This is a genomic window from Tenacibaculum profundicola, assembly GCF_057220795.1.
Window position 1 is genome coordinate 1,050,699 of the sequence record NZ_CM170137.1, and the last position, 15,669, is coordinate 1,066,367.

The window sequence follows — 15,669 nt, forward strand, 5'->3', positions numbered from 1 at the left end:
TTTCATTTACCCTATTTTTCGAACAGAATATATTTAATCTGACGAAGCACAAAATTACACTATTTATTAAATTTATAAATTGAAACTTCTATTTTTGCACAATGCAACAAAAAATAGTTCTAATTGGTGGGCCCGGAACGGGTAAATCTTCAGTGTTAAGAGAATTTATAAAAAGAGGATATGAGTGCATGCCTGAAATCTCAAGAGAAGTAACATTAAAGGCTCAAAGAGAAGGAATTGACCAACTTTTTTTAGAAAAACCTTTACTGTTTAGTCAAATGTTACTAGAAGAAAGGGAGCAACAATATTTAAATGCAGCTTTATCAAATACGGAGATCATTTTTTTTGATAGAGGAATCCCTGATATTCATGCCTACATGAATTATGTAGGGACAGATTATCCACAAACCTTTATTGAAAAAAGCAATACATTTCTTTACGATAAAGTATTTATGCTCGCGCCTTGGGAAAAAATATATAAAACTGACAATGAACGTTATGAAAGTTTTGATCAAGCAGTGCAAATAGACCGTTATTTAAGAGAAGCTTACCAAGATATTGGCTATAACATACTCGACGTTCCTTTTGGTTCGGTAAAGGAGCGTTGTAACTTTATTTTAGAATCGTTACAAAACGATGTTTAATGAGAAATTACATACGTTAAAAGAATACTGGGGCCACACATCTTTTAGAGAACCACAGGAAGAGATTATCACATCAATTATAAACGGAAAAGATACTATAGCTCTTTTGCCTACTGGTGGAGGAAAATCTATTTGTTTTCAAATTCCTGCATTAATCAACAATGGAGTTTGCATTGTTATTTCTCCATTAATTGCTTTGATACAAGATCAAGTTGAAAGTTTAGTAAAAAAAGGCATCAAAGCAACAACTATTGTTTCAGGTAGTTCTCAAGACGAAATTATCACCTTATTTGACAATATTCGTTTTGGAAATTATAAATTCCTATACATATCACCAGAGCGTCTTCAATCAAAGTTCATACAGGACAAAATCAAACAATTACGAGTTTCCCTTATTGCTATTGATGAAGCCCATTGTATTTCTGAATGGGGGCATGATTTCCGACCTTCATACCTGCATATTAATATTCTAAGGCAACTACATCCGAGTGTTGCTATAATCGCTCTAACCGCTTCGGCTACTGATACCGTAATTACTGATATTGCTAAGTACTTAACGATGGAATCTCCTGCCGTTTTTAAAAAATCTTTTTTTAGAGAAAATTTAGCCTATCAAATATTCCGAACTGAAGATAAACTTTATAAAATAACTCAAATATTTCATAAAATAAAAGCCCCTTGTATCGTTTATGTTTCTTCACGAAACAAAACTAAAGAGATTAGTGCCTATCTAAATGCAAGTGGATTTAATAGCAGTTTTTATCACGGAGGTTTAACTGCTCTTGAAAAGAAAATTGCTTTCGATCATTGGCTTACTGAGAAAACACCTATAATGGTTGCCACCAATGCCTTTGGAATGGGTATTGACAAATCAAATGTACGAGTAGTTGTTCACCTAAACCTCCCCTCTTCTATAGAAAACTATATTCAGGAAGCAGGTAGAGCTGGTAGGGATGGTAAAAAGGCTTTTTCGGTTGTACTTACCAACCAAAACGATATTGACTTTTTTAAAGAGTTTCAGGAAAATCAATTTCCATCCGTAGATGAAGTAAAGCTTACTCATCAAAAATTATATCAACATTTTCAAATTGCCAAAGGAGAATTTATTGAAACTCCTTTTGAGTTCGATTTTTTAGCTTTTTGTAATAAGTATAAGCTCACCCCCAATAAAACATTAAATGCTCTCCAAATATTAAATTCTAATGGTATTATTGAACTTACTTCCAATTTCAATCAAAAATCAACGATTCAATTTTCAGTAACAAGCCATCAATTGATTTCATCTTCACAACATTCTTATCTAACTAAAAAATTTATTCAAACCTTACTACGAATGTACGGGGGTATTTTTGAGCAAGCAGTAAAAATCGATGAGTTTTATATTGCTAAAAAATTAGAAACAACTTCTTGGAATGTTATAAAACAATTAGATGATTTAGCTGAAAAAGACTATATAGAATACCAAAAAGCATCAAAAAACAGTAGTATTTGTTTTTTACACCCAAGAGAAGATGACCTCACAATTAATCGTATTTCAAAAAGCGTAAAGGCCTTTTTTAAACAAAAAAAACAAAAAGCTAACGATGTAATTAGCTATGTACAAAATGATTTTATTTGTAGAAATGTGCAATTATTGTATTATTTTGATGAAAAAACAAGCACAGAATGCGGTATCTGCGATGTTTGCTTGAAAACAAAAAAAACACCACAAAACACCTCAGAAGCTATAGTAAAAACGCTAAAACAGCATAAAGAACTATCCTCAAAAGAAATCTGCCTCTTAATTAACGAAAAAGAAAAAGACATTTTAATACATTTGCGGAAATTACTAGCCAATGAAATTATTGGTGTTACAAATTATAATAAATACTTTATAAAATAATGAGAGATTTACGTATTGTTTTTATGGGAACCCCTGATTTCGCTGTAACCATCTTAAAACATCTTGTAGAAAATAATTATACCATTGCTGGAGTAATTACTGCCGCGGATAAACCTTCAGGACGAGGAAGAAAGTTAAACCAATCAGCCGTAAAAAAATATGCACTATCTCAAAATCTACCTATTCTACAGCCCACCAATTTAAAGAGTGAGGAATTTCAGGCTGAATTAAAAAAATGGAATGCGAATTTACAGATTGTTGTTGCATTTAGGATGCTACCAAAATCGGTTTGGGAGATGCCTCAATACGGTACCTTTAACTTACATGCATCCTTATTACCCGAATACAGAGGAGCCGCGCCTATTAACTGGGCTATCATCAATGGTGAAACCAAAACAGGTGTCACCACCTTTTTTATAGATGATAAAATTGATACTGGAGAAATTATTTTACAGAAAGAAACAACGATCAAAAAAGAGGAAACGGTTGGCGAACTACACGATAAATTAATGTATTTAGGTGCTGACCTCGTTAAAGAAACGGTAGATTTAATAGCTATAGGAAACATCCATACAAGAAAACAGCCAGAACTAGAAGAAAAATCAGCGTATAAACTCTTTCCTCACAATTGCAAAATAGATTGGTCTAAACCATTACATAGCGTTTATAATCATATTAGAGGGTTAAACCCATACCCTGCTGCTTGGACTACGATCCATACAAACAAACAAGAAATTACTGCTAAACTGTATAATGTGGCAATGGAATTTGTAGATCACGATTATAAGAACGGAGAAATCATTGTTTCGAAAACATCAATGAAAATTGCGGTTAAAGATGGATTTCTTATTGTTAACGAAATCAAACTTTCTGGTAAAAAAATGATGGATACTAAAAGTTTATTAAACGGATTTGAGTTTTCAGATGGAGCAATCGCTCTCTAGCCCTTTGTTTATAGGGAATTGGAGTTTTCAACAACTAAATATTCTAGGTTATTAACAATTAAGGCTTTTTTATTAACAAATATTCACTTTTTTAGCCTCAAATGTTGCACAATACCGCATTCCGTCTATTTTTGTTGAGCTATTTAGCAAAAAACATTAATTAATTTTTAAAATCCATTAAAATTATGAACAAATCAGATTTAATCGATGCTATGGCTGCGGACGCAGGAATTTCAAAAGCTGCTGCAAAAGCTGCATTAGAGTCATTAACTAACAACGTTACAAATACTTTAAAAGATGGAGGTAAGGTTGCTTTAGTTGGATGGGGAACTTGGTCTGTATCAGAAAGAGCTGCTAGAACAGGAAGAAACCCACAAACTGGTAAAGAAATTCAAATTGCTGCTAAAAACGTTGTTAAGTTCAAAGCAGGTGCTGGTTTAAGCGATTCTGTGAACTAAGATTTTATATCATATTAATATAACAGCATTTAGTCAACTAAATGCTGTTTTTTTTTTGCTAGTGTCACATATTAAAAATTAGACTGTCTATAAGGTATAACACAAAAAAACCTTTCATGAAAAATTCAATTACCTTCTTCATTCTTTTCTTATTTACAACATTTGGTTTTGCTCAAAAGTCAGTAAGGGCTTCTGACATTATGAGAAACATCAAAGCTGGAAATACTATTGAATTTTCAAACGTTACTATTGAAGGTGTTTTAGACTTTACTTTTATGGACGAAGCAATCGGAAAGCTTCCTAAAAGAAATCGTTGGTGGAAAGATAATAATTCGAATGCAGTCGAAAAGCAAATAACGCAATCAATACTCTTTAATAATTGTGTTTTTAAAGATGATGTACTCGCCTACATACCACATGAAAAAAGTGGCTATACCTTCGTTGCCAATTTTGAAAACGACGTGATTTTCAAAAATTGTACTTTTGAACAAAAAGCCATGTTTAAATATTCTAACTTCCTAAGAAACACTGATTTTTCTGACGCGAAGTTTAATAATGATACTACGTTTAAATACGCAAATTTTGAAAGGAACATTACTTTTAAAAACACCATTTTTACAGAGCTGGCTACCTTCAAATACACCGACTTTAAAAAATTTGCCAACTTTGAAAACGCACTATTTAAAGAGTCCACTACTTTTAAGTATGCAAAATTCAATGGAGGTGTCACTTTTAACAATACTAAATTTAAAGGAGACTTAAATATAAAATACACAACGGTTACTGGAGAGTTTAACATACAAAATATGGAAGTTATCTTTGATATCGATGCAAAATACACTAGTATCAATGGAAATAGCCTCAGTAAGTACCTTCTTAAGAACAGGTAGTTTAATCTTCTCAATTAAGCACAAACATTTTAAAAAGTCTTTAAATGAAAACATCATCGGTTGTATTTTTAACCTTTGCTCTAACTTTTTGTTCAACAACTTTTGCACAAATATCGTCAGATAGCGTATTCAACAGAACAGACTCTTATGTCGCTGACATAATGAAATCTAACGGCATAATAGGACTCAATTACGCCATCTTAAAAGAAGGTGAAATTGTACATAAAAAAACCATGGGAATTGCAAATATCGAGTATCAAACTCCTATGAAAATAGACAACCTATTTGCTATAGCTTCCATTTCGAAATTGTTTAGTGCTATGGCGCTTCATAAATTACTATATAAGCATCAAAGAACTGTAGATGAAACGGTGAACGATTTTTTACCTAATAGATTGGATTTACCTATTACATGGCAAAATTTAACCGTAAAACAACTATTATCACATACTTCTGGAATACCTGATCAGATAGATTATAAGATATACTTAGCTCCTGAGAGTGATGAATTCATTATCAATTCAATGAAAGACAAATCTTTTAGCTCTGAACCTGGTAAAGAGTCGAAATATAATGCAACAGGGTACTTCCTTATTAGATTGATTATTGAAGAATTATCGGGAGAAAAATTTGAAAACCATATGAAAAATAAATATTTTGAAAAACTCAAATTGAAATCTGCAAATTATGGTGGTTTTAAAAAAATAGTTCCGAATAGAGTAACCAATTACACAAATGTTGATGGAAATTTAGAACTACTTCCTTTGAACTATTCTTCATCAATGTATGCTGCCGCTGGGGTGAATATAACAATTGATGACTTAATCCTTTGGTTTCAGCACGTATTAAAAGGAACTATAGTTCCTTTAAAAAAACTACAAAAAATTTGGACTCCGGTGAAATTATCTAATGGAAAATCGGGTTATTTTGGATTAGGATGGGAAGTTTTTTCCGTTGGAAATTCTATCAATGCTGTAGGACATGGCGGTGCTGGGATATCTTCACTTAGACACTTTTATGGCAAGGGTTTAAAAGAAAGTATCACGGTAATTTTACTAACCAACGGCGCAAAAGAATGGAAACAAAGACCTAATACAATCAGCGCCAATATAGCAAACATTATTCTTTCCGATACCAAATAAAAAAAGTTCGTTTAAAACGAACTTTTTTACTCTATTGGTTCCTCTTTTTTTATTTTTTTACTTCCTTCATATAGTTCATACTTCACAAAACGGCAATCTAAATCACCATTTTTAAGAGGTATTCGCTTTGACGTTCTCAGTCCAACATGCTTTAGCGCCTGAACATCTGAGGTAATTAACCAAGCTGTAGAGTTAGGATAGTTATGCTTTAAAGTATCTCCAATTTTTTTATAGAATTCGGCAACATCGATATTTAAACGTTCTCCATAAGGCGGGTTAAATAAAATGGTCGTTTTCCCGAATACCTCCTTTTTAGAATTGAAAAAGTTAACATGATGTACACCGATAAACTCCTCTAAATTGGCATTAATAACATTCTGCTGCGCTTTTGTTACCGCAGAAGGTGCTTTATCAAATCCCATAATTTTAAAATGAGAACTACGTATTTTCTTAAGTAATGAATCCTGAATTATAAAATACAAATCTTCATTATAATCTTTCCAATTCTCAAAACCAAAATGCTTACGATTGATATTTGCAGGTATCTCATTAGCTATCATTGCAGCCTCAATAAGTATAGTTCCTGAGCCACACATAGGATCAATAAAGTTCTCTTCTCCTCTATACCCAGAAAGTAATAATAGCCCTGCTGCCAGCACTTCATTTATAGGTGCTATATTCGTAGCACTTCTATAGCCTCTTTTGTGCAACGATTCTCCAGATGAATCAAGAGAAATAGTTAACCACTCTTTGTGAATATGAATATGTATCTTCACATCTGGGTATTTCAAATCTACATCAGGGCGTTTCTTATATTTATGAACAAAATAATCTGCTATCGCATCTTTAGATTTTAAGCTTATATAATGTGAATTTGACGTAAAATTCTTAGAATTCACAACCGAACCTATGGCAAAAGTTCCATCAACATCTAAATAACGTTCCCATTTTATTCTTTGAATTGCTTCATATAAATCTTCCTCATCAAAAATTTTACTTCTTTTTATAGGTTTTAATATCCTAATAGCAGTACGTAAAGCAATATTTGCCTTATACATGAACCCTGTATCACCTCTAAAAGCAACGTTTCGTATTCCTTCTTTTACTTCTTTTGCTCCAAGTTTTCTTAATTCATCTGCTAAAACCTCTTCTAAACCAGCCATTGTAATGGCTGTCATTTTAAAATCTTTCTCCATATCTACCTATAAAATTTCACTGCAAAAGTACTGTTAATTTATGTAGTTATGAATTTTTATTGTTTCATCTTAATAAACGTAAGATTTCACTATTTTTGCACACTCAAATATTATGGAAACAAAACAGGATTGGTTTACATCATGGTTTAACACCCCTTATTATCATATTCTATACAAACATAGAAATGAGAATGACGCAAAGGTATTTATGCGCAATATCACCTCTTTTTTAAAGCTCAAAAAAAACAGTTTTATTGCTGATGTACCATGCGGTAAAGGCAGGCATTCTGTTTACTTGAATTCTCTAGGTTTTAATGTTAAAGGTGGTGATTTAAGTCCTAACAGTATTGCACATGCTAAACAATTTGAAAATAATTCCTTAACATTTGAAATATGGGATATGCGTGACCAAATCATGAATAAATACGATGCTATTTTTAACTTATTCACTAGCTTTGGTTATTTTAATGATGACAATGATGATATTTTAGTCTTAAAAAATTTCAAAAACGGACTATCATCAGAAGGAATATTTGTTCTTGATTTTTTAAATGTAGCGAAGGTCGAAAAGAATTTAATTCCTAAAGAAACCAAGATAATTGATGATATCGAGTTTCACATTAGCAGAGAGATCAGAGATGGTTTTATTTTGAAACATATTTCATTCGTTGATCAAAATATAGAACATTCCTATACTGAACAGGTAAAGTTTTTAACTTTAGATAAGATGAATTACTATTTTGAAAAGGCAGGTTTACAAATTCAACATGTTTTTGGCAATTACGACCTCCAAAACTTTAACAACGAAACTTCTGATCGATTAATTCTGGTTGCTAAATGAGTTCAATACTATTAATACTATCTGTTTTATTAGGTTCATTAATCGTTTTGTTTCTTAAGCCCAACGATAAGTTTGTGCGCTTGTCACTGGCTTTCAGCGGTGCTTATTTATTATCAGTAACAGTACTCCATTTATTACCTGAAGTTTATTCACATTCTACAAATGTTAAAGTAGCCGGAATGCTTATTCTTGTTGGAATTCTTATACAATCTGTTTTAGAATCATTTTCTAAAGGTGCTGAACATGGACATGTACATATCCATTCGGATAAAAATCAGTTTCCATGGTTACTTTTTGTTAGTTTAAGTATTCATGCTTTTTCTGAAGGACTGCCGATTCATGAACATAACGGGCATCACCATAACTTGTTATGGGCTATTTTTATACATAAAATACCTATAGCCATTATTTTAACTACTTTTCTAGTAAAAACAGCTTACACGAAAAAAACTATTTTTCTTTTTTTAAGTGTCTTCGCGCTAATGAGTCCTTTAGGTATTTTAATTTCTGAGAAAGTTACTTTCTTCACTGAATATCATGTAGAAATCACCGCGTTTACCATTGGTATCTTCTTACATATTTCCACCATCATTCTTTTTGAAAGTTCTGAAAATCATAAATTTAACTTTCAAAAGTTTGCTGCAATTTTATTAGGTATTATTCTTACGATTCTTCCTTTATAATAATTTCATCTTGTACTTCGTGAGAGGTTTCTAATTATAATCCTATCATCTATTAGCATCGATATAGTATTATTAATGTATACAAAAACATAAACCACAGAAAAGCATATCAAAAATAATCATAAAAGCAACAAAGCTAAAATCACAGATTTCAGCTTTGTTTAAATAGGTGCTTCATGGTACTAATACCATTTAATTCTTACTCTCTATTTACCAAATTTAAAGAAAACGCTGGTAAGCATATAGCCAAATATTCGCAATCTTCTTCAAAAGGGTTTGAATATTGAACTCTAATATTCTTATTAATTTTAATTGATTGCCCTGCTTCTAACACGACAATTTCGCCATCTATATTGAATTGTTTTCTGCCTTTAATAATATAAGTATACTCCTCAAATTTAGGAGTTTGAAAAGGCTCACTCCAACCCGATGGAGCTCTCATATAAGCAATACTTATATCCGATTTTTGGTTTGTAGCATTTCCAAAATGTTCTTGAATTAACTTACCATCATCCGTTGGCACTGTAAAAGGGCTCTTTTGAATAGTATATTTTTTACTCATCATAAAAGTTAGTTCGAAACAACGTTCGGTTTTTTATATTTTTAGTTAAACCAAATAGTAAATGACTTAATTTTTGCTAGATCTGGAATTTGTTCAAGACTCACTTTTTGAGTACTAAAATCTTTTAATCCTAAATCTTCTTTATCAATGGTAATTGTAGCATTTAATTCATCAATAAACAATGTTGCGGATGAAAAGGTCGATTCCACTTTATTAATTTTATTACTGGCGTTAACTTGTTGAAAAGTTGAATTAATACTTACTCCTGACTTCGTCTGAAATCTATCATCAAAAATTTCAATACTTTTTATGGTAGAAGTAGAGTCTAGTTGTTCTTTCGGTATTATAGTTAACAAATGCTTTCCTCCTTTTTCGTATACATAGTACTTATCATCTTCTTGAAAGAAATTAGTTCCCTTTGATCCTTCACTTAATACTTTAACCACCGAATCATTGGTGAAGATTTTATCAATTTCTTGAATTTTGGTTGTTGTAGTCAACTCCCCTACTTTTCCTTTTGCTAAGTCAAACTTATTGTTGCTACATTGCACAAATACCATTGAAATCAATGCTATTACTCCTACTCTATATTGTTTTATCATTTGTTTTATTTTTGTTATAACGGTTTTCTGTTTTAAAAAATTATACCCTACATCACTTTTTTTAATATTCCGAATACACTTCTAATAAATGTTGCACTGGTTAATACTTTTACGATGGGGTTCATTCGTGTGCTTCTGGCTCTTGTTGAGGAAGATCTTCTTCTTGTTCTCTCTCGTTCTTCTTTTGCATCCTCTTCTGTTTTTTTCCTATTGATGCTTTCAATTTTTTTATGTAACAACTCATAAGCACTTTCTCTATCAATTGATTTATTATATTTTGAAATTAAGCTAGACGTACCTAATACTTCTCCTATTTCTTTTTCTGTGAGTACATCCATTCTGCTCATCGGAGCTCTAAGCATTGTTCTAGCTAAGGGGGTAGGAATACCTTTCTCATTTAATACAGATACTAATGCTTCTCCGATTCCTAATTGTGTTAGCACTTCTTTTGTATCATAGTATTCAGAATCAGGATAATTTTCGGCTGCTAATTTTAAGGCCTTCCGATCTTTCGCGGTAAAGGCTCGTAAAGCATGTTGTATTTTCATTCCTAATTGGGCTAACACATCTTCTGGAACATCTTTTGGGTTTTGCGTCACAAAATACAAACCAATACCTTTTGATCGTATTAACTTAACAATGCTTTCAATTTGATTTAAAAGCGCTTTAGAAGCTTCATCAAATACTAAATGAGCTTCATCAATAAAAATAATTAACTCCGGTCTTCCACTATCTCCTTGCTCTGGAAAAGTTTCATAAACTTCTGCCAACAATTGCAACATAAACGTTGAAAACAACTTCGGTTTATCTTGAATATCTGTTAAACGTAGTACAGAAATCATTCCTCTTCCATTCTCATCAATACGAGTTAAATCATCTACATCAAAAGATTTTTCTCCAAAAAACAAATCTCCTCCTTGTTGTTCTATCTCCACTACTTTACGTAAAATAGCTCCTGTACTTGCTGTTGAGACTCTTCCATATTCTTCTTGAATAGCTTCCTTACCTTCATTCGTTATAAATTGAAGTATTTTCTTGAAATCTTTTAAATCTAATAGCGGTAATTGATTATCGTCACAATATTTAAAAATAACTGAAACAATTCCTGATTGAGTTTCTGTTAATTCAAGAATCCGAGAAAGTAAAACTGGTCCAAATTCTGAAACTGTTGCTCTTAAACGAACCCCATTTTGCTCTGAAATAGTTAAAATTTCAACAGGAAACTTTTTAGCATCAAAAGGAATCCCAATCTTTTCATGACGTTCATCAATTTTCGGATGTCCTGAACTTGCCTGGGCTAACCCACTCAAATCACCTTTTACATCCATTAACAATACCGGAATACCTTTTTCTGACATGTTTTCAGCCAAAACTTGTAATGTCTTGGTCTTACCTGTACCTGTTGCACCAGCAATAAGACCATGCCTGTTTAACATTTTTAACGGTATATTCACCAAGGCGTTGGTTACAGTCTCTTCTCCTAACATTCCTGCTCCCAAAGTAATAAATTCACCCTTACATTTATATCCTTCCGTAATATGATTTAAAAAAGCTTCTTTGTTACTCATTTTCGTGTATAATTTGGCTAAAAATACTACTAATATTACCATTTCAAAAATCACATATGATTTTATTTACGAATTCTTCATCTAATTCATGTAGAATACTTATTTTAGGTCATTTCCCTTTAACTTTCACTCAATATAGCTTATCCTTTGTACGCCATAAATACAAATTTATCTCATAAATACTTGTAAGATTGACTCCACAAAATACATCCCATACGGACAGGCCTATGTATCGAAAAATGTTTGCCAAGAACCTAAATGAAGTATCGAATTGGTCAAAAAACTGCATATTTATATTCCCTAGTGACTATTTTCAAGCTTTTACTGCAATTTTTTCTAATTATTTTCCTAAAATAAATCAGCAAGAGCTACCTTTACAGCCAATTTATATAATTGACATAATAGTAGTAAAAGCAGATGGATTTAAAGACGCAAGAGTTAATTAATAAAGGTGAAATGCTTCCCTTAATGGAAGAGTTTTATACAATTCAAGGTGAAGGAGCACATACGGGTACGGCTGCCTATTTTATTCGTATCGGAGGCTGTGATGTTGGATGCCATTGGTGTGATGTTAAAGAAAGCTGGAATGCTGATTTGCACCCACCTACCCATGCAGATATCATTATTACAAACACTAAAAAACATGCAGAAACTGTTGTTATTACAGGAGGAGAGCCTCTAATGTGGAGCTTAGATTATATCACTGAAAAACTACAACAAAACGGCATAAGAACCCATATTGAAACTTCAGGTGCCTATTCATTTTCAGGGATTTGGGACTGGTTTTGTTTATCTCCTAAGAAAACCAAATTACCTTTATCACGAGCTTACGAAGAAGCTGATGAGTTAAAAATGATTATTCATAATAAAAGTGATTTTCTATTTGCAGAAGAGCAAGCTAGTAAAGTATCTGAGAAATGTAACTTGTTTTTACAACCGGAATGGAGTAAAAAAGAGAAAATGACACCTTTAATTATTGATTATGTCATGAAAAACCCTAAATGGAGAATCTCGTTACAAACGCATAAATACCTAAATATACCGTAACTTTAAAAAAAATCAACAATACTTTAAGAAAAAGAATTGTAACGTTCATTTAAAATTTGATAATGACCTACTCTTCTCCTATGTAATTAGCGTACGTAATTAAAAAATTACTTTTGGTATATTTGCTCACAATCAAAGAGCAACATCATGAAAAAAATATTTGTATCAGTAATCACTGCTACGCTACTTTTTATCTCTTGTAAACAAGAAAAAAAAGAAACTACCACAGAACCAGTTAAAAATACCACTTTTAATAAATTACTAGATAATTACAATGAAGGGAAACTTCAACTAAACCCATTAAATGCAACTTTTGCTGGAGACAATCGTTTTAATGATCAATTCCCTAACTTCTTATCTGCTGCATACCAACAAAAATTAACTGCTTTTTATGCCACTTTTAAGGATAGCGTAACCCAATTTAAGAACAGCGACTTAAATGAAAGTGAACAAATGAGTAAGGCTGTGTTGATTTGGGATTGTGATATGGCATTAGCGCAAGCTACTTTTAAAAATGATGTGTTACTTCCTATAAATCAAATGTGGACAGTTAACCTAACCATGGGGCAATTAGCCAGTGGTAGTAGTGCACAACCTTTCAATACTGTTGAAGATTACACGAATTGGCTGAACAGGTTGGAACACTATAATCTTTGGCTACAAACAGCTAAAGAAAGAATGGAAGAAGGAATTAAAGAGGGGTATGTTTTACCGATATCATTGATTAACAAAGTAATTCCTCAGTTTAAAGTTTTAGCAACTACTGAAATACAAGATCATTTATTTTATACTCCGTTTAAAAATATTCCCGAAGAATTTGCGGAAGCAGATCGTAAAGCTATCGTTGAAGGCGCTCATAACATCTTGAGTAAAAAGCTAATCTCTTCATTCAAATTAATTTACAGTTTCCTTAGAACAGACTATCTAAATTCTGGTCGACAAAGTAGTGGAATTGACGGTATACCTCAAGGTACAGAATATTACAACCATTCTATTAAAAGCTATACCACAACCAATATGACGGCTGATGACATTCATGAATTGGGTTTAAAAGAAGTTGCAAGAATTTTATCAGAGATGGAAAAGGTAAAAACACAAGTTGGTTTTAAAGGTTCTATCAAAGAATTTTTCGATTTTGTAAGAACTAATAAAGAGTTAATGCCCTATACAGAACCTCAACAAATCATTGCCAATTTTAATACGATTCATGAAAAAATGAAACCACAATTAGAAAAGTTGTTTGGCAAAAAACCTAAAACTCCATTTATCGTAAAACAAACTGAAAAATTTAGAGAAGCTTCAGCAAGCGCTGAATACAATCCTGGCTCTATAGATGGAACCCGTCCTGGCGTTTTTTACACCCCTATTCCAGATGCTTCCAAATACAATGTTTTTTCTGACGAAGCTTTATTTTTACACGAAGCGATTCCTGGGCATCATTATCAAATTTCATTGACTCAAGAGAACCAAGATTTACCAGGTTTTAGAAAAACACTTTGGTATAGTGCTTATGGAGAAGGTTGGGCTTTATATACTGAAAATTTAGGTAAAGAACTAGGCCTCTACACTGATCCTTATCAGTATTTCGGAATGTTAGGTATGGAAATGCATCGTGCAATCCGTTTGGTAGTTGATACCGGAATGCACGCCAAAGGATGGAGTCGTGAAAAGGCAATTCAATATTCTTTAGAAAATGAAGCTGAACCAAAAGCTAGTATTATTTCTGAAATTGAACGTTATATGGCGAACCCTGGACAAGCTTTATCTTATAAAATAGGACAATTGAAGATACGAGAGTTACGTGCTAAAGCGAAAGAAGAACTAGGGAATAAGTTTGATATTCGCGAATTCCATAATCAAGTGCTCGAAACTGGCTGTATTCCTTTAGCTTTATTAGAAGATAAAATTAACGACTGGATTTCTTCTAAAAAATAAAATCCATTTTAAAGAACATTTAAAATCCGCTTTTAGTTTTCAAAGTGGATTTTAAGTATTTTATACCATTTAACATTTGAATTTACCACAATAAAACGTTCTTTTTACCTTTCTATTTCAATATAAAGAAAAAAACACTCATTTTTTTTACAGTAAATTCAAACAATAACTGTATTAGAACCCCAATTTAGCAGATCATGAAAAAACATATATTCTTTATTTTTAGCGCAATAACTACGGTATTTTCTCAAGTCGATACAGAAGTTCATTTGTTTGATATATCTAATCAAAATGATAAATGGGTTGTTGAAAAAGGTGAAAATATTTCAAATAACGTGGGATATGATAGTCAGCCTCATTTTTATGACGCTAATACTATTTTATTCTCTTCGAATAGAAATGGTCAAACCGATATCATCAAATACGACCTCATCTCTAGAAACAAATTTTTTATCAGTAATACACCTCATGGAGGCGAATATTCACCACAAAGAATTCCAAAGTCAACACAAATTTCTGCAGTACGGTTAGATAAAAATGGCAAACAACGCCTCTACGAATATGATTTTATTTCAGGTAAAGATCATGAACTCATTAAGAATTTAGTAGTAGCTTATCCTACTTGGCACGATAAAAACACGCTTATCTCATCTGTAATTGTAAACGATACACTTGCTTTATACCTTAGTAATATCCGTGAAAAAACAAATCTTTTAATCACTAAACAAACAGGTCGTTCACTTCATAAAATCCCAGAAACAAATTTGGTAAGCTTTATGAAAAAAAATGGAGACTCATGGGAGGTTTGGTCATTAAACCCTGTAAATCGAGAAACCAAAAAAATCACAGCTACAGGAAAAAGTGAAGATATTTGTTGGCTCCCTGATGGAACAATGCTTATAGCATCTAAGCAAACGATTCTAAAATATCACCCGAAAAAAGACAAACAAAAAACAATATTTCATCGGTTCAATGACGAAAATATACATGATATTTCAAGGATAACAGTAAACGAACATGGAACAAAATTAGCACTCGTCGCCGAGACCTCATCAAAAAAATAAATACAAAAAATAGTGAGTAGCCTTTAATACCTGTTCTTAAGTAAAATTACTCAACCCTACCCTATCTTGGGCAAGGTTATCGTTTCCTTGCAGTGACACTTGTATTTTATACAAATTGGAATTTTAAGTTACCTCTTATTTTCGCTTCACTCATTAAAAGGTTTCAGATAACCATGGACATAATACCTTGAAACTAATAGAAAAAGACAAT

The 15,669-nt window shown here is 32.1% G+C and carries 16 protein-coding genes; 12 read left to right on the forward strand and 4 right to left on the reverse strand.

Annotated features, from left to right (window positions below; genetic code table 11):
* Window positions 1-101: 101 nt before the first annotated feature.
* The 6 genes from AC2TDS_RS04375 to AC2TDS_RS04400 all read left to right on the forward strand — a co-directional run bounded on the left by AC2TDS_RS04375 (window position 102) and on the right by AC2TDS_RS04400 (window position 5,960).
* Window positions 102-644 (forward strand): AAA family ATPase, encoded by a 543-nt coding sequence (locus AC2TDS_RS04375; RefSeq protein ID WP_484737904.1) that lies wholly within the window; start codon window positions 102-104, stop codon window positions 642-644.
* Window positions 637-2,526 carry a RecQ family ATP-dependent DNA helicase gene (locus tag AC2TDS_RS04380; RefSeq protein WP_484737905.1) on the forward strand — a complete coding sequence of 630 codons (1,890 nt, stop codon included), beginning with the start codon at window positions 637-639 and terminating at the stop codon, window positions 2,524-2,526. Before AC2TDS_RS04375 ends, AC2TDS_RS04380 begins: the two co-directional genes overlap by 8 nt.
* Window positions 2,526-3,470, forward strand: coding sequence for a methionyl-tRNA formyltransferase (gene fmt / locus AC2TDS_RS04385; RefSeq protein ID WP_484737906.1), 945 nt, complete (start codon window positions 2,526-2,528; stop codon window positions 3,468-3,470). Before AC2TDS_RS04380 ends, fmt begins: the two co-directional genes overlap by 1 nt.
* Window positions 3,471-3,655: 185 nt before the next feature.
* Complete coding sequence (locus AC2TDS_RS04390; protein ID WP_484737907.1) at window positions 3,656-3,928, forward strand: HU family DNA-binding protein; 273 nt, start codon at window positions 3,656-3,658, stop codon at window positions 3,926-3,928.
* 116 nt (window positions 3,929-4,044) lie between these two features.
* Entirely contained in the window at window positions 4,045-4,818 is a 774-nt protein-coding gene (locus tag AC2TDS_RS04395; protein ID WP_484737908.1) for a pentapeptide repeat-containing protein, read from the forward strand.
* Window positions 4,819-4,862: 44 nt separating this feature from the next.
* Window positions 4,863-5,960, forward strand: a complete 1,098-nt coding sequence (locus AC2TDS_RS04400; protein WP_484737909.1) for a serine hydrolase domain-containing protein — start codon at window positions 4,863-4,865, stop codon at window positions 5,958-5,960.
* A 26-nt stretch (window positions 5,961-5,986) separates the two neighbouring features.
* Here the strand turns inward: AC2TDS_RS04400 and AC2TDS_RS04405 are convergent, their stop codons facing one another.
* Window positions 5,987-7,156: a THUMP domain-containing class I SAM-dependent RNA methyltransferase gene (locus tag AC2TDS_RS04405; RefSeq protein WP_484737910.1), complete on the reverse strand. Its 1,170-nt coding sequence runs from the start codon at window positions 7,154-7,156 to the stop codon at window positions 5,987-5,989.
* Between the two features lie 112 nt (window positions 7,157-7,268).
* Between AC2TDS_RS04405 and AC2TDS_RS04410 the strand changes: the two genes are divergently transcribed.
* On the forward strand, window positions 7,269-7,997 hold the full coding sequence (locus AC2TDS_RS04410; RefSeq protein ID WP_484737911.1) for a class I SAM-dependent methyltransferase: 729 nt from the start codon (window positions 7,269-7,271) through the stop codon (window positions 7,995-7,997).
* Window positions 7,994-8,680, forward strand: a complete 687-nt coding sequence (locus AC2TDS_RS04415; RefSeq protein ID WP_484737912.1) for a ZIP family metal transporter — start codon at window positions 7,994-7,996, stop codon at window positions 8,678-8,680. Before AC2TDS_RS04410 ends, AC2TDS_RS04415 begins: the two co-directional genes overlap by 4 nt.
* Window positions 8,681-8,879: 199 nt before the next feature.
* Here AC2TDS_RS04415 and AC2TDS_RS04420 read toward each other — a convergent pair whose 3' ends face one another.
* From AC2TDS_RS04420 to AC2TDS_RS04430, 3 genes are read right to left on the reverse strand one after another with little or no spacing between them, the layout of a single operon-like run.
* A complete protein-coding gene (locus tag AC2TDS_RS04420) occupies window positions 8,880-9,245 on the reverse strand; it encodes a cupin domain-containing protein (protein WP_484737913.1) in 366 nt (121 codons plus the stop codon).
* Window positions 9,246-9,283: 38 nt separating this feature from the next.
* Window positions 9,284-9,844 carry a hypothetical protein gene (locus AC2TDS_RS04425; protein WP_484737914.1) on the reverse strand — a complete coding sequence of 187 codons (561 nt, stop codon included), beginning with the start codon at window positions 9,842-9,844 and terminating at the stop codon, window positions 9,284-9,286.
* A gap of 47 nt (window positions 9,845-9,891) precedes the next feature.
* Window positions 9,892-11,412, reverse strand: coding sequence for a helicase HerA-like domain-containing protein (locus tag AC2TDS_RS04430; protein ID WP_484737915.1), 1,521 nt, complete (start codon window positions 11,410-11,412; stop codon window positions 9,892-9,894).
* A gap of 191 nt (window positions 11,413-11,603) precedes the next feature.
* Here AC2TDS_RS04430 and AC2TDS_RS04435 point away from each other — a divergent pair, with 191 nt between their 5' ends.
* The 4 genes from AC2TDS_RS04435 (at window position 11,604) to AC2TDS_RS04450 (ending at window position 15,458) form a co-directional block, all read left to right on the forward strand.
* Window positions 11,604-11,858 (forward strand): hypothetical protein, encoded by a 255-nt coding sequence (locus tag AC2TDS_RS04435; RefSeq protein WP_484737916.1) that lies wholly within the window; start codon window positions 11,604-11,606, stop codon window positions 11,856-11,858.
* Window positions 11,830-12,459 carry a 7-carboxy-7-deazaguanine synthase QueE gene (locus AC2TDS_RS04440; RefSeq protein WP_484737917.1) on the forward strand — a complete coding sequence of 210 codons (630 nt, stop codon included), beginning with the start codon at window positions 11,830-11,832 and terminating at the stop codon, window positions 12,457-12,459. The genes AC2TDS_RS04435 and AC2TDS_RS04440 overlap by 29 nt, the downstream gene beginning before the upstream one ends.
* Window positions 12,460-12,606: 147 nt before the next feature.
* Window positions 12,607-14,394: a DUF885 domain-containing protein gene (locus tag AC2TDS_RS04445; protein WP_484737918.1), complete on the forward strand. Its 1,788-nt coding sequence runs from the start codon at window positions 12,607-12,609 to the stop codon at window positions 14,392-14,394.
* A 197-nt stretch (window positions 14,395-14,591) separates the two neighbouring features.
* On the forward strand, window positions 14,592-15,458 hold the full coding sequence (locus AC2TDS_RS04450; protein WP_484737919.1) for a TolB-like translocation protein: 867 nt from the start codon (window positions 14,592-14,594) through the stop codon (window positions 15,456-15,458).
* The last annotated feature ends 211 nt before the right edge of the window (window positions 15,459-15,669 follow it).